The 15,096-nt window shown below is 41.8% G+C and carries 10 protein-coding genes and 1 pseudogene; 8 read left to right on the top strand and 3 right to left on the bottom strand.

What is annotated here, in order from left to right:
* Positions 1-81: 81 nt before the first annotated feature.
* Positions 82-372, bottom strand: coding sequence for a hypothetical protein (locus NSS83_RS10555; protein ID WP_341348229.1), 291 nt, complete (start codon positions 370-372; stop codon positions 82-84).
* Between the two features lie 160 nt (positions 373-532).
* Here NSS83_RS10555 and NSS83_RS10550 point away from each other — a divergent pair, with 160 nt between their 5' ends.
* Positions 533-724 carry a helix-turn-helix transcriptional regulator gene (locus NSS83_RS10550; protein WP_341348721.1) on the top strand — a complete coding sequence of 64 codons (192 nt, stop codon included), beginning with the start codon at positions 533-535 and terminating at the stop codon, positions 722-724.
* A gap of 109 nt (positions 725-833) precedes the next feature.
* On the opposite strand, the pseudogene NSS83_RS10545 reads toward NSS83_RS10550, so the two are convergent.
* Positions 834-1,076, bottom strand: a pseudogene (locus NSS83_RS10545) (JAB domain-containing protein); the annotation flags it as partial.
* A 592-nt stretch (positions 1,077-1,668) separates the two neighbouring features.
* Here NSS83_RS10545 and NSS83_RS10540 point away from each other — a divergent pair.
* Genes NSS83_RS10540 through NSS83_RS10530 form a run of 3 tightly spaced genes read left to right on the top strand, consistent with a single transcriptional unit; the run spans position 1,669 to position 7,135 of the window.
* Entirely contained in the window at positions 1,669-3,570 is a 1,902-nt protein-coding gene (locus NSS83_RS10540; protein WP_341348228.1) for an ABC-three component system protein, read from the top strand.
* On the top strand, positions 3,567-4,181 hold the full coding sequence (locus NSS83_RS10535) for an ABC-three component system middle component 1 (RefSeq protein WP_341348227.1): 615 nt from the start codon (positions 3,567-3,569) through the stop codon (positions 4,179-4,181). Before NSS83_RS10540 ends, NSS83_RS10535 begins: the two co-directional genes overlap by 4 nt.
* A complete protein-coding gene (locus NSS83_RS10530; RefSeq protein WP_341348226.1) occupies positions 4,178-7,135 on the top strand; it encodes a hypothetical protein in 2,958 nt (985 codons plus the stop codon). Before NSS83_RS10535 ends, NSS83_RS10530 begins: the two co-directional genes overlap by 4 nt.
* A 483-nt stretch (positions 7,136-7,618) precedes the next feature.
* Here the strand turns inward: NSS83_RS10530 and NSS83_RS10525 are convergent, their stop codons facing one another.
* Entirely contained in the window at positions 7,619-8,656 is a 1,038-nt protein-coding gene (locus tag NSS83_RS10525; protein ID WP_341348225.1) for a LacI family DNA-binding transcriptional regulator, read from the bottom strand.
* Between the two features lie 746 nt (positions 8,657-9,402).
* On the opposite strand from NSS83_RS10525, the gene NSS83_RS10520 reads away from it, so the two are divergent.
* The 4 genes from NSS83_RS10520 to NSS83_RS10505 all read left to right on the top strand — a co-directional run bounded on the left by NSS83_RS10520 (position 9,403) and on the right by NSS83_RS10505 (position 15,042).
* On the top strand, positions 9,403-10,953 hold the full coding sequence (locus tag NSS83_RS10520; RefSeq protein WP_341348224.1) for a glycoside hydrolase family 32 protein: 1,551 nt from the start codon (positions 9,403-9,405) through the stop codon (positions 10,951-10,953).
* A complete protein-coding gene (locus NSS83_RS10515) occupies positions 10,934-11,827 on the top strand; it encodes an ROK family protein (protein ID WP_341348223.1) in 894 nt (297 codons plus the stop codon). The genes NSS83_RS10520 and NSS83_RS10515 overlap by 20 nt, the downstream gene beginning before the upstream one ends.
* A 279-nt stretch (positions 11,828-12,106) precedes the next feature.
* Positions 12,107-13,852, top strand: coding sequence for a sensor histidine kinase (locus NSS83_RS10510; RefSeq protein ID WP_341348222.1), 1,746 nt, complete (start codon positions 12,107-12,109; stop codon positions 13,850-13,852).
* Entirely contained in the window at positions 13,849-15,042 is a 1,194-nt protein-coding gene (locus NSS83_RS10505) for a response regulator (protein ID WP_341348221.1), read from the top strand. Before NSS83_RS10510 ends, NSS83_RS10505 begins: the two co-directional genes overlap by 4 nt.
* Positions 15,043-15,096 lie beyond the last annotated feature (54 nt).

Genomic DNA, 15,096 nt, shown 5'->3' with positions numbered 1-15,096 from the left:
GTAGGGAAAGACGCATTCTGCTGAATGCGTCTTTTCTATACATACAGAACAGAAAAAGGATAATGTAATTGAAGAATCGAATTAAGCAGGAGACGAAATCTGTAATTCATTGAAGAGGTAAAGAGCATCTTTGAATCCTTGCAGATAGATGGAGCGTTCTAGAATGGCTTGGAGCGATAATTGGGCATCCTCGTACAGGAATGAAGCCCTCTGCTGCTCCTCTGGCAGAGCTATCCTAAGTTGCCGGAAGCACTCACTGCTTTCCAGAAGAAGCTGTTTATAGATAGGATCATTGTCCAACAGTTCACGGTACATCCTTTCAAGCCGGATACGAATTAGTGGGTCGGTTAAGGATTCTAAAGATTCATACAAACCATGCACCTCCAAATAATTAACTTTATAAGGTCATTATATAACTCTGTGAAGTTAATTGTAAAGTTAATTTTTAACTTTGTAAGGTCAATCCATCGTCTGTAATCATCATTCATACTAATAGCTGGAGGGGAACTTCTTGTTGAAAAGCAATCTAAGAATGCTAATGGCCGAGCATCAGATCGACGATATTACTGAATTAATGGAGAAATCAGGGTTAAGCCGGAATTCAATCAATAAGCTGTATAGAGGAAACGACTTAGAAACGATTAAGCTAGAAACACTGTTTAAACTTTGTGATACGTTTCAATGTAAGCTGTCGGAGTTGATTGAGTACAGTCCTGATAAATAAGATTGTTATAGTGTAGCTGAGAGGGTGCCGATAAAAGGTACTCTTTTTTGTTTTATAGCAGCGGCTAAGGAATTCTATTCCTATGATATCCCCATCCGCTATGAGATGTTTTTGTCAGATTAAAATCCTCTATTGAGCAGCTCCGAGTCACCGCTCGGGTGAGCACAAATGAGCGAGGTACTACAGCGTCCTATCGCTGCATGGATACTTCCCTAGGGTGGACGATCGCGGTGTTAAGTGAGCCTATGGAGATGACTTCTTTGAAGATGAGGCGGTTCTTTGTATGGAGGAAAAGGCAGATGAAGTGTTCTTTTTGTTCAAAACAGTGAAAGTTGCCGAGCTTTTCCCATAAAGACACTAACTTTTGTTCTGATACATTCATTAGGTCTGTAACTGTAGGAAAAGCTCGAAAAGCTCTTGCGCAGCTGTTATTGCTTTCCCTTAATGATTCAGAGACTAATTGCCTTAAATCATGTTCCTTAGCCTGTCGCGTAATGCTAAACCTCCCCAAGAATTTCTGATTATCATATGTATAATATAGATTTCAAATTTTCAAATTTACGACATATTTACAAAACACCCTTAAATAGAACACTTGTTTGGGAGGAGATGGTAGGTTATTGACGAATTATGTATTTTGACTTAGTCCTAAAGTCTTAAAATTATGGAAGAAATTTAGATTACCACTAACAAGAGGCTATTTTCAGAACGCAGTTAAAAAAGAAAATAAGAGAGTGGATTTTATATGACTTATATTTGCTGATAGTTTTTGAACTGGTCTCCTATTCTTACAAATAAAGACACCCATTGTTTGATCAATCCTGCAAAATATATGGGGTGTGGTTGATAAATTAAAAGTGGGATTACATAGACAGTAATCCGTTATGATTTTTATGAAACCGATAAAAGTTGATTTTTTTAAAAAAACTACTGGAGACTATTTCATGTTAAATAAACTTAGACTCGATCAAACTAAAAGATTTGAGCGACATCTTGCCTTGGAAGAAATAACAAATATGTTATTGCATTTTTTTAAAGGAAATGCCTCCTATTTATCAATTGGTGCCGAACAGGGCAGTATTGATAAATGGGATGATTTTGTTATTGAAAAAAATGGTGGTGGCAATATTTATATACAAGCTAAGAGGCAAACAACGGGTTTCTCCTCTGATGCAATTATAAGAAATACATATATTCAAGGAAAAAGAGCTGGTGCTTTTAGAGATTTGTCACCTCTTGACGAGTCGATAGAAAGTCTTGCGAATTGGATTAAAACAGTTGATTTTAGTTCTCTTAACATTAAAGACGAGTTTTGGCTTGTACTCCCAAACGATTCAATAAAAATAAAGACTGAACTTGAAATTAGACATTTAAGAAATCTCTTTGAAAATCAGTTTAAAAGTGTTACAACTTCGGGTGACCTAGAGAATTTAGCCTCGGTGGATAAGAATGCTAAAAATATATATAATTGGCTAATCAGTTGGTGTGGTTTCGATGGATGGGAACACATTTTAAAACTCATACGGGTTTTAAAAATAAAAACCCCCGGTCAGGAACCAGACATTATATGCCGTGTGAAAAACAACCTTAACTATGTATTTCAACCTAACGAAGTTGATAAGGTGATCTCATTAATATTTTCGTATATGGATGAAAATGAAACATTCTCCGGCGCAATAAGGCCACGACAATTGTTGTATCAAATACAAGAATATTTACTCCCTGATATAGAAAAGTGGACATTATTTCAAAATAATGACTCGACTTGGCATATATCTGGAATAAATGATCTGCAAAATAATTCTGTATTTGAAAGACCAGCAGTTATAATTCCTTCATTATGGGCTGCAGGAAACCCCAATGTACGTAAGTTGAAAATTGAGGGAGCAAGTATTGAAAATTGCCATGTAACAAACAGTCTAATGCGCCTTTTATTACATCCCCATGGTTCATTTGATATTATTTGCTCTGATAAATCTAGTTGGGAAAGCATCATTAAAAATAAAACTGGTGGAACGCTTGGAGTAACTAAAAATGATCTAAATGGTTTACGGATTTTGGATGGGCTAACTCCACTAATCCAAGGTGAAAGAAAAGGGTTGTTGACAATAGATGACCAGGAACAGTATGCCAATGAATTGCATGTAGAAATGTATAAGCGAAGTTTTGAACTTATAAGCAGCGGAATATCAAATAATATACGAAATATGACAAGTGGTGATCTAAGAACGGAAGTCGAAAAAAGATGGAGTAATTGGAAGCATATACTGGAAAATAGTATAGATGAACAAAAAAAACTTTTTGTCAACGTACTTCATCCCCGAGCTGAAGGGGATTCAATTTCTGGGGAGTTAAGAGTAGGCCCGCAAACAACAGATTTGCTAGTCGAGTCAATTTTTCTTTTATTGGTCGTGTCTGTATGTTTAGGTGATGAAGAAAATACGAGTTGGAAAGCAGTAAATGTTCATTTGAAAATGCATTCAATTGGACTTGCTTATTGGAGTGGGCCAGCCGAAGGCTTGAGGAAAATTATCAAGATTGATGATGATAAGGGTATTGGGAAATTACTTGAGAAGGAAGCAGAAGAGATATTAATAATTTCACAGTCAGAACTGACTGAAACTGAAGTTTTTAATGGTGATATACTGGGCGAAATTACAAAACGTAGCTTATTAACCCACCCTAGGTACCCCAAATTATTGATTACTAGAGACCGGATATTTGTGAAGAAACTTGAAAATGGGAATATATCTGATCTAAGAGAATATCTTATAAGAAGCGTAGATGAATACAAAATTAATACTCAGCTTGAAATCGATAAAATAGCTGATGGAGTGATGATATGAAGTTCGATAAAATCAAGTCTAAAGTTGAAAATTTAATTAAAGATCGTTACTTCTGTGATCATAATGTTGAATTTATAGAAGAATTGATTAGTCTATCTGCTGACAATCTTAAAAATAAGGACATTCTCCGGATAAAGCGGTTAAATGTGAAAACGAACAATTGGAAAACGCTGTTATTTATAGAAATAGTATCACATGATGAAGATGAGATTAAAGCTGAGTTGAAGAGTGCTCTAAGCTGGGTTGCTATTGTTAAAGAAAGGTTGTTGGGATCGGAAAACACAGATCTATATCTCTTTTTAGCATTTAACCGTGACATAAGTGTCGAAGAATGTCTGCGTATCGAATCGACCGAGCAGTTTTGTCGCAAATATGTTCTTTTACCCAAAGAAGATATTCTTGATTTTATTGACCGTACTTTTTTACAAAAGTTTAAAAGTAGCAAAGGTACCGCCAAAAGTGCAGATCCAATTGTGAAGGCCTTTTCCAATACACTTGCCGAGTTCAGTTGGCTTACTCCAGAAATACAAACAAAATGGTATAAAGCCTTTTCTGAATTGTCAGGTAGTGAACTTCTTGAAGGACTCCTTGAAGGGGAGGGTAAATCATGAAACATGTAGAAAAAATATCTATCACCAATGCACGGAAATTGGGAGAAAACGTTGAAATCGATTTTGGCGCGGGTGCTACCATAATCTTAGCTTCAAATGGTACGGGAAAGACTACTATTTTTGAAGCGATTGAATTAGCTTTAACTGGACAAATCAAACGCCTTGAAAATTCTCAAGACGCAATTATTAGAAATGGTCTAGAAAAAATGAGTGCACGCTTAGATTTTTCAGACGGGAAATATTGTCGATCTATATACCGCAGTGGTGGGGAATGTGAGCAGAGTGGAAATTATGACGATTTGTTTGCAATAGAAAATCGATCATCTATACCTTATTTATATAGATTAACACATTTTCTCGAACAGCGAAGTAATGAGTGGTTTATTGATAAGAATGACAAAGACGCCGGAGAATTTCTTAGTCAGATACCTCTGGGAAAAGAACTGCAAAATATTCTGTCCAAAAGACAAGGGCTTTTAACGGCAATCGGAAAAACCGAAACAACTGCATTAAATAGCCTAGAAGAGGCTCAAAAAGAGCTCTCTGAATTCAAAGAATTAATTTCCAAAAGGGATAGCTTTGCAACTGCAGCCACGCTTACTCCATTAAAGGAAATTGTGGCTAATATTCTTCTTATAAGCAATTTGATCGGGTTTGAAGAATATAAGGATTCGTTGAACTTAGTACGAGTAATATCTTTTTTCGAGAAAACTAAAACTTCTTTTAAACAAGAGAAAGATAATAAAATTGATCTTAGGATACGGTTAATCGGGTTGAAGGAACGGACAAGGCTCTTTTTTTTGAATCAAATAATGATAACTGATAAGCAAATCTATATAAAAAAATACACCAAAAAAATAGTTGAGATTAGCTCTTTTATTGAAGAAACTAGAGATAATCTTCAAACTACTAAGGATGCTTTGACTGTCTTACAAAACGAGGTCAGAAAATTAAATTCTATTAACTCGATGTTTGAGGAGATTGAACAGCAAGAGAGTGATGTGAAAGTTAAAAAAACAGAACTCGATCAGAAGGAAAAAGAGTTAATCGAATTAAAGGGATTGTATGAGTCAACAGTTAAATTCGTCAAGGAGAATGAACGGATTCAGGATCAACATGAATTTATTCAAAATTCAATAAACGAAAAAATGAATTTATTGAAGCAGGCTGAAAGCAAAAGAAATTTATATGAACAATGGAATAATCTATCAGATGCGATTAATAATATTCTCCAGAATAAAATACCTCCATTAGAAAAGAAGAGAAATGATTACCATAAATCAATATCACAAATAAATAATGAAGTTTCTGAAGAGAATAATAAATATTTAATGAAAAAAAGTAATCTTGAATCACTCAATGAGGCTTCCGGTGCCATCCAAGAGGCTGTTAGTATAATAAAGAGAAATTTGGCGGACGATGAAGGGAACTGCCCGGTTTGCCAGGCTACTTATGATCCTAAGGAATTGGTTGGACGTATAGGTAGTTCACTAAATAGATTAAATCCAGCCATATCAAATGCTATTGAGGAAGAGAAAGAGGCCTTTATCGTTCTTGAGGAAGCTCAACGAAAATTAAGTATGGAAAATCAAAAGCTTCAAGAAACGTTATTAGAGTTGAGTTCTGAAAACGATAGAGTTGAAGAAAATCAAAAAAATATTTTACAAAGAATTCAGCCACAGTTTCCCGGTTTACTGAATCCAGAGGAAGCACATTTATATATTGAAGAACAGGTTAGGCAAACCACACAAAATATTAGAGATCTTGAGATTAGAAAAAGTCAGCTTGAACCATATGAAGATAGTGCTAAGATAGACAATGCCAAGTTGAAAAGAAACGAACATGAAAGATCAATAAACGAAATTACTAATATAATTTTACGGCTACAATATGATTTAAGCGCGTTAAATGTAAAAATAAAAAACACTGGTGAGTCATTGGCCAATGAACGGAGAGACGCTATAAAAAATAGTATATCTAGTAAAACGTTGAGAGAAAAAGAATTAATTAGAATAATTGATGAAAATGATGCTGTACTATTAAAAAATATAGCTGAGCTTAAACAATACGAGGATTCTTGTTTACTTGAGAATGAATCGATTTCTAAGGTTAAAGGCATCCAAGATGCCATTATTGCTGAATGGGAGCAAGCAGGTTTAGAAGGACAGCCAAACCAAGAATTCTTGGAATTAAAACTTGAGATTCTTAAAACTTCTATTGAGGGCTTAGACAAAGCAAATATTAGCTTAGAAAAAATTGAACAAGAGCTAGCGACTTGGCGTACCGCTGAAAAGATTGAAGAAATCAATAATGAAATTAAAAACCAAATACGGGATCTAACCGAAAATGCATACATTACTTCATTAAAGTCTGCAGTAATTCAAAAAGATTCTATTCTACAAAATGTTATAGAAAAAAGAAAAGCTATAGGTTTCTTTCTTGATAATGTCAAGTTAGAATCGGAAAAAATTCATGAGGAACTAGTTGCCATAAATGAACCATGGAAGGGATTGCTTAAAAGAATCGTTATTAACCCAATGATAGCTAATGCTCCGTTATTAAGTAATAAGATTATAAGAAATAAGCTAACTGCTAAAACTTCGGCATTAATTCACAATAAACATATTAATATTGCCGATATAGCCAGTGAAGCACAAATTACCGATTTACAATTAACCCTATTACTAGCGATGGCGAATAGATATGAATGGACGCCATGGAAAGCTTTACTTTTGGACGATCCAATTCAACATCATGATCTTGTTCATGCTTCTTCTGTTTTTGATGTGTTACGAGATTATATTACAGAATATGATTTTCAAGTGTTGATGAGTACCCACGATTCGACACAAGCAAAGTTTTTTCATAGAAAACTCGAAAATGAAGGTATACCTTCTAAAATATATCAACTAGTTGAAAGAAAAGGCGGTGTCAGAGCTGAACGCATTAACTAAATGTCTTTAAATTTAAGCTCCTACAGTCACATCAACTAATGAGGCGGGTTTGGGGGAGCTCTTATACAATTCGTTCATAGAATTGCATTCTAAGCAAAAGCAAAGTCAAATAATAGACCTTTTAAATAAGAGGAATGGTGTAAAGAGCAGGAGTACCATCATCCTGCTCCAAGTATTTGCTAACATGGATACATATCCAAATACTGGATAAAGGCTTTTTGCCCAATATTCCCGTAGCGTAGAAAAGGTTCTACGAAGACCACTTCAAGACTTAAAATCTGCGGTACCTAAGTACCGTACGAATTCTTCCCCGTCCCCAGCACAACAACAATAAGGGTTCCAGCTCATTAGAGCTGGAACCCTTATTTGTCTTACAAACTAAAAATCGTGGAATGACAGGTTCCTTGCCGTAATTAGCAAAGAAGATGTCCTGACAAGTTTCAATACTCCTCTTCTGTATATCCCACGCCATTGTTCTACTGTCTACTCCTCATGCCCCGTCGATTGACGGAAAACCGGCAGCGTCTTCACATGCGTAACCAGTGGAGGTCTGTCGGGATTTTCGATTTTGGACAGAAGCATCTCGGCGGCAAGGAAGCCCATTTCGGATCTGTGGATATGAACGGTGGTCAAGTGGGGTTCCACGATTCGCGACTCTGGGGAATTATCGAATCCGCAGACCCTAACCTCACCAGGAATTTGAATATTTAGGTCCTTTAAGATACGAATGACATTAATAGCGATGAAGTCATTGGCGCATACGAACGCGGGTGGAAGATTAGTCATGCTTGCTAGTCGCTGCTTAAGCCACTTATAGTCATCGATATGCCGGTCGTCTTCGAGAATGCAGAAGGATTCATCAAGATCAATCCGGGCGGCATACATGGCTTTGGTGAACCCATCCCAACGCTCGTTGAAGCTCATGCAATGGCGGGAATCGCCGATGAACCCAATCTCCGTAATTCCTTCATCAATGAGCTTCTTCGTTAGACTAAAAGTGCTGTGAATGTTCTCCATCAGCAGTAGATCTGCCTTCATCTCAGAAAACGTCAGTTCTGCTGAAGCGTCAATGAATAATGTGGGGATCCCGAATGAAGTAATAAACTCCGAGTAGCTCTTGTCAAATAATTCGATACAGACAATGCCATCTACTTTACTTTTGTCGAAATTCACAGGAAGAGCCGACGAATCGAATTCATTCTCCCGAACGATATGTATCGACAAATTAAAGCCTTCGGAGCTAATTTTTTGTTCGAGACCGCTTAACAGTGATGTGCCAAAATGTGAATTGTTCGGCATATTTGCTGTAAGCAGGGCAATATTACCGGTTCTTTTGGCAGGTGTGACTTCTTGTTCGAACAAGGCGAACTGCTTGTAATTCATATCGATAGCTTTCCTAACCACTTTGCTGCGTGTCTCATCCGGTATTGAGGGATTGTTATTTAATGCTTTGGATACCGTATTCCTGGAAAGTCCAAGCGAATCGGCTATATCTTGAATGGTTACTTTTTCTTTGTTCAAAGATAATGGCTCCTTTAACAGAAGTATTGCAATCTCGACCAAAATAATCGTAGTATAAATTGATGCAAATGTCAACTCGATTGTTACAAATGGACAATTCGTGAAAACCTAAAAAGAAAGAGTGTTGAGGTTTACATTTTGTGCAAAAGTAAACAAATGAACAATAAAATTGGGCGGTTTGTATTCACCTCGTTATGGATTTCTCCTAATAAAAAACTACTATTTCATAGTTTGAAGCTGTAAAACCAATAAAATTTACGTTATCGAAATATAATGTTATTATTTTTGTGTTCATATGTTTACTTTTGTGGTCATGAAAGCCTTGACGAAGTAATCATGATGTTGTAAATTGAATTTGCTAAGCCGTTACCAGTAACATGTGGAAGCACTTACTTTTGTGTAAGGAATATTCAAAATCACATTTTTTGTTTTGCAAATGAGTATTGAGGGAGAACGCTATGGGATTTGACCGTGGTAGAATGGCTATCACGGCTGATAATTAGGAACATCGAAGGGGCGAAACGCAGCAAATTATTTGTGTGTTGGACGAAGGCTGCAAAAATGCTGAAGCCCGATGCCGGACATGAAAGCAGGATTGGCTGAAAATCAAACAAACAGGTTACGACAGAGCGGGGAAATAGCCAGTTACATTATAATGCATACCGTCGGAGCGTGAGTTCATGCTGTAACAGGCCATGCTCCGACTACTATTATTATTATTATTATTCTGGAGGAGTGGGAGAAACATGAATTATACAGAGAAGTTCCGTCCGCAGTATCACTATTCGCCACAAAAGAACTGGATGAACGATCCGAACGGAATGGTTTATTACGAGAATGAGTACCACCTCTTTTATCAGCACACTCCGTTCGCAAGCCAACCTGATTTCGGTAGAATGCATTGGGGGCACGCGGTAAGCACCGATCTGGTCCATTGGGAGGAGCTTGAAGCATCCTTGCCGCCAGGTGAGGACGGTGCGATTTTCTCTGGAAGCGCGGTAGTCGATACGCATAACACAAGTGGTTTTTTTGATGAGGACGGGTCAGGGCTTGTGGCGATCTATACGAATAACGACAACAAGGTGCAGCCAGGTAAGCCGCAGGTTCAAAGCATCGCCTACAGCAGAGATAAGGGACGGACTTGGACGAAATATGAAGGGAACCCGGTCCTGTTTCCGGAGACGACGCTTGATTTCCGCGATCCGAAGGTATTCTGGCATGAGGATACATCTAGTTGGATTATGACTCTGGCTGTTCAAGACCGTGTGGAGTTCTACACCTCTCCGAATTTGAAGGAATGGGCATTTGCTAGTGCATTTGGCGCTGACGTCATCGGAACACATCGCGGCGTTTATGAATGTCCGGATCTATTCTCGATTCATGTCGATGGTGATCCCAATCAGAAGAAGTGGGTGCTCATTCTAAGTGTAGGCGATTGTAATGGAGTGAACCCGAACGAGCCTGAACCACCGGCAGGCGGCTCCGGTATGATGTACTTCGTCGGCAGCTTCGATGGTAAGACATTTACACCTGACGAGCCTATTCTTTCGGTTCATGATGTGAAATGGATTGATTTCGGGTCCGATTTCTATGCAGCCGTCACCTGGAGCGATATACCGGAAGGAGACGGACGTAAGCTCTGGATCGGCTGGATGAACAACTGGCGGTATGCCGGGACGCTTCCGACTGACAAGTGGCGGGGAAATGCATCCATTCCACGGGAGTTGAAGTTGAGAACCTATCGGGAAGGCCTTCGTCTGGTGCAAGAGCCGGTAGAAGAATTGAGAAAGACAGGTTCACCGCTTATGGCTCTGGAGAATGTAACCTTGGTTCCAGATACGAATCCGCTGGCGGACATCACCACTGATAGAGCGGAATTGATCGCGGAATTCGAAATTGGAACCGCAACGGAGTTCGGAATGAAGGTTAGAAAGTCTGCAGATGAAGAAACGGTGGTCGGGTACGATACCCTGAACATGGAGTTGTTTGTCGATCGCACGAAATCTGGAACTACGAATTTCCATCCGGACTTCGCAGCGAAGCACCAGGCACCGCTGACGCCTGTGAATAACTGTATACGCATGTCCATCTTCATGGATTGGTCTTCGGTTGAAGTGTTCGGTGGTGAGGGTCTAGCGGTCATCTCGGACATGATTTTCCCCGCTTCCGCAAGCAACGGACTTGAGCTCTACGCGGTAGGCGGAAACGTAAAGCTGGTGTCGCTCCAGATCAATGAGCTGGGAAGCATATGGAGAGATGAGATCAAGGAGGAAGCACATGCGTATCGGGGCAATTGAAGCAGGCGGAACAAAGTTTGTCTGTGGTGTCGGGAATGAATTAGGGGAAATTGAGGATCGGGTTCATTTTCCAACGCGGCGACCCGAAGAGACGATGGAGAATGTCATCGCCTACTTTCGGGATAAGAGAGTCGATAGCATAGGGATCGGATCGTTTGGTCCAATCGACCTCGAATACTCCAGTCCGACTTACGGTTATGTGACGACAACGCCAAAACCCGGCTGGTCCGGATATAATTTCGTGGGTACGCTAAAATCGGTCTTCGATGTTCCGGTCGGCTGGGATACGGACGTCAATGCTGCCGCGTTGGGCGAAGCCACATGGGGTGCGGCACAAGGATTGGATAGCTGCGTCTACTATACGATCGGGACTGGCGTAGGAGTCGGCGTATATACTGAGGGTAACCTGGTACATGGACTTGTTCATCCAGAGGGTGGACATATCCTCACAAGGCGGCATCCGAACGATGACTTTGGTGGCAATTGTCCCTATCATGGCGATTGTCTGGAAGGCATGGCCGCCGGCCCAGCACTGGAAGCAAGGTGGAAGGCTAAGGGTGATACACTGCCGGAAGACCACCCGGCATGGGAGATGGAGGCGTTCTACATCGCGCAGGCCATATCGAATGTCATCCTGACGTTATCCCCCAAGAAAGTCATTCTCGGCGGGGGCGTGATGAAGCAAGCCCAGTTATTCCCGATGATCCGGGCGCAGGTGGGCAGCATTCTCAATGGATACGTGAGTGCCAAGCCTATTGTATCGGATATCGAACATTATATTGTCGCCCCTAAGCTCGGCGATAATGCTGGCTTGTGTGGGTCCTTAGCACTGGGAGTAAGAGCATTGGATTCAGGTACAGGTGTCACAAAATGAATACATAAGGAGCCGCCGTATTGGCGGCTTTTTATGTATTTGGCGTGCCCAGAAAGCACGTATCTTCTAACTGGTGAAAAGTCCGGTCAGAGACAGGGCGAGCAACCCGCCAGGCCGTAACATGAAGTGAATCCTGCCGCGTCGTCATAACGGCCCCTCAAGGGGGAAGAGAGGAAGTCGGGCCTCGCTTATAGGGGTGAAGACCATGGAAGCGGCGAGTTGTTGATATAATGGCTTTTGGACAGACTATATTAGGAATCTTAAGGGAGGAAGTTTGTGATGGCGCTGCATCGTAAAATTTATCTTGCCTTTGTTGTATTTATATTGGTTCCGATCAGTCTGTTGGGGATCGTGTCCTACCGTTTGTCTTACGCCGCGATCAAGGAAAAGGTGGGCCAGGAAACACTTCAAACCCTGCGGGCGACAGACCTCAATATTCGAAATGTGGTAGAGCAGGCTGATTCTTTCTCCGGATATGTGATTGCATCCGAAGAAATACAGAGTTTCTTAAAACATAATAATAAGGATTCCCTGCTGGACTTCTATTATCAGCGCCAGGCCATTGCCGGAATTCTGTACGGTCAAAATGCACTGGATGATCTGATTCTGTATAGCGCCGGGGGGAGCGACTATCACTTTATGAACGGGGACATCCTCCCGTTTGGGGATTTTCAGCAAACGGATTTTTATCGCCGCATGCTGGAAGCTGAGGGGAAAAGTGTATGGCTGCCGCCCACGGAGAGATACCCGGATCAAAAAAAGTGGTCATTCATGCTCGGCAGGACGATTAAGGATACGTTAACGTTGAAAAATCTCGGCTACCTGATTCTCGAAATCAATATCAAACGCTTCGACGACATCTTCCTCACACGATACCCGGATGGATCAAGGGAACTCCTGATGGACAGCAACGGGAACATTCTCTATGAAGCCAATCACGACAACATTGGAAAACGTCTGGAACTGCCGATCGTGAATAGCCTGTCCTCTGAGACTGAAGGTACCCTGATCGATACGGAAAGCGGCCAGAAGAGCCTGATTTCCTATATTACATCCGATTCGCTGCATCCGGGGGACGCCCCCTACTATCTGATATCTATCAAGCCTTGGAGCGCGGTTTCCAAGGAGACCGATTACATCCGCAATACGACGGTTTGGCTGGTTGGTTTTGTCATCCTGCTGGCCGTGCTGTTTAATTTTCTGTATGTACGGCAAATCGTAAGCTTCATCATTCAATTGCTGGCACGCATGAAAAAAATAGAAAGCGGTAACCTGAATGCATCCATGCCTGAATACCGTTCGGTAGAACTGTCGCGGCTGGCCTACGGCTTCAACCGGATGAGCAACAGGCTGCGCCAACTGGTCGAGGAGGTCAGGCTGGAGCAGGAGCATAAACGGAAGGCCCAATTTCAGGTGCTTCAAAATCAGATCAATCCTCATTTTCTGTACAATACGCTTGAATCGGTGAATGCGCTGGCGCTGATGAACCATCAGAAGCCGATCAGCAATATTGTGATCAATCTGGGCAAGCTGCTGCGGTCCAGCATTCATGCGGACGATGAGGTTACAGTCAATCACGAGCTGAATCATGTGGTCAGCTATATTGAAATTCAGAAGGTACGGTTCGATGACCGCTTCTCCTACAAGATTGACGTAGATCATGACTTGCTGGACCACCATGTACTTAAGCTGGTACTGCAACCGCTGGTCGAGAACAGTCTCCTTCGCGGATACAGTAAGAAGAAGCCCGATTTCACCATCCATATTACCGGAGGAATCAATGCGCGGGGGGATGGCTATCTTCGGGTGCAGGATAACGGAACCGGGATTGATGACGACACTTTACAGCGTATACTGCAACAGATGTCTGCTGCCAAGCCCGGGCTCGTTCACGGACTATCCAATGTGCAGGGGCGCTTGCGTATGTGGTACGGGGACGGCTATGGTCTGATGATCTGTTCCCACCCTCATGAAGGAACGGCCATTCAATTGAACTTTCCACTGGAACGGGAGGCAGCTAAATGAAATATAAGGTATTGATCGTTGACGATGAGCCGCTGATCCTAAAAAGTCTGCAAACTTCGATCAACTGGAGCGCCATGGATTGTAAGGTCATCGGAACCGCGGAAGACGGCGAGGAAGCGCTGGAGCTGATGCAGTTAGAACTTCCGGACATCCTATTAACGGATATCTCCATGCCGGGTATGAACGGTATCGAGCTGCTGGAGCAGATAAGCCGCTGGCCCGAGCGCCCGGAAGTGATTATTCTCAGTGGATACAGCGATTTTGAATATGCCCGCAAAGGACTGCAATACCGGGTGTTCGACTATATACTCAAGCCGATTGATCCCCTGGAGCTTGAGAAATGCATCCACAGCATGATCGCCTGGTTCCAGGAAAAGGAGCAAGTCAGACACTCCACAATGAAACAGCAGCTCTACGATGCGATGATGGGCAGCCGGTTTGACTTCAGTAAGTTCCGCAGTACCGCCATGTACCGGACTGCGGTCATTCTGGCTGACGATTCCAGCGCTTTGCATCTGGTGCAATGGGAAGGAAGGGAGACTCCTGAAGGGCTTCACAGATTCGTCTATTCTACCTCTAAGCGCTACGCTGTGGTCGTATTTTACATAGAGAGTGAGGACGATGATTGTGCGGAGTTGACTGCGGCTGAATTGCAGGACCTGGGTAGTCTCCTTGGAGAAGACATGCTGATCGCTGCCGGATCGGTGGTAAGCGGGTTGGAGGAACTCGCGGAATCATATGATGAGGCCGTCGGCATCTTGGATCTGCTGCAAACGCTGAATTCGGCGGAGACTTCTCAGCACCGGGTGTGGACGATTCAGGAGGTGGACCAATCGCTGTCGAGCCGCAAAACGCCGGCCAAACAGATTGGAGCAGCGCTCGCATATATGAATGAGCATTATCGCGAGGATTTGGCTATTGATCAGGTGGCGAAGCATGTAGCCATGAGCACTAGCCATCTCAGCGCTTTGCTTAAGCAGATGACGGGCAGCACTTTTTTAGAGCATATGACGGAGCTGAGAATACAGCAGGCCTGTATGCTGCTCTCTGGAACCAACATGAAGACGTATGAGATTGCAAACCAGGTAGGGTATACCGATCAGCGTTATTTCAGCCAGGTGTTCAAGCGCAAAATGAACATGACGCCGAGTGAATACCGGGCGGGATTGTCCCGGAACGCAGATGTATGACCTTATATGAATGAATGACAGAATAGATTTTTCAACATGAATCATAGAAACACC

Source organism: Paenibacillus sp. FSL H3-0469, from assembly GCF_038051945.1.
GTDB lineage: Bacteria > Bacillota > Bacilli > Paenibacillales > Paenibacillaceae > Paenibacillus_AQ.
The sequence above is the reverse complement of the archived record's forward strand: the minus strand, read 5'-3'. Positions and strand labels throughout refer to the sequence as shown.

What these genes read in the sequence shown, in the direction of transcription:
- NSS83_RS10550 (WP_341348721.1), top strand. Translation starts at nt 533, where the DNA reads ATGCTAATGGCCGAGCATCAGATCGACGATATTACTGAATTAATGGAG.
- NSS83_RS10510 (WP_341348222.1), top strand. Translation starts at nt 12,107, where the DNA reads ATGGCGCTGCATCGTAAAATTTATCTTGCCTTTGTTGTATTTATATTG.
- NSS83_RS10535 (WP_341348227.1), top strand. Translation starts at nt 3,567, where the DNA reads ATGAAGTTCGATAAAATCAAGTCTAAAGTTGAAAATTTAATTAAAGAT.
- NSS83_RS10520 (WP_341348224.1), top strand. Translation starts at nt 9,403, where the DNA reads ATGAATTATACAGAGAAGTTCCGTCCGCAGTATCACTATTCGCCACAA.
- NSS83_RS10540 (WP_341348228.1), top strand. Translation starts at nt 1,669, where the DNA reads ATGTTAAATAAACTTAGACTCGATCAAACTAAAAGATTTGAGCGACAT.
- NSS83_RS10505 (WP_341348221.1), top strand. Translation starts at nt 13,849, where the DNA reads ATGAAATATAAGGTATTGATCGTTGACGATGAGCCGCTGATCCTAAAA.
- NSS83_RS10530 (WP_341348226.1), top strand. Translation starts at nt 4,178, where the DNA reads ATGAAACATGTAGAAAAAATATCTATCACCAATGCACGGAAATTGGGA.
- NSS83_RS10515 (WP_341348223.1), top strand. Translation starts at nt 10,934, where the DNA reads ATGCGTATCGGGGCAATTGAAGCAGGCGGAACAAAGTTTGTCTGTGGT.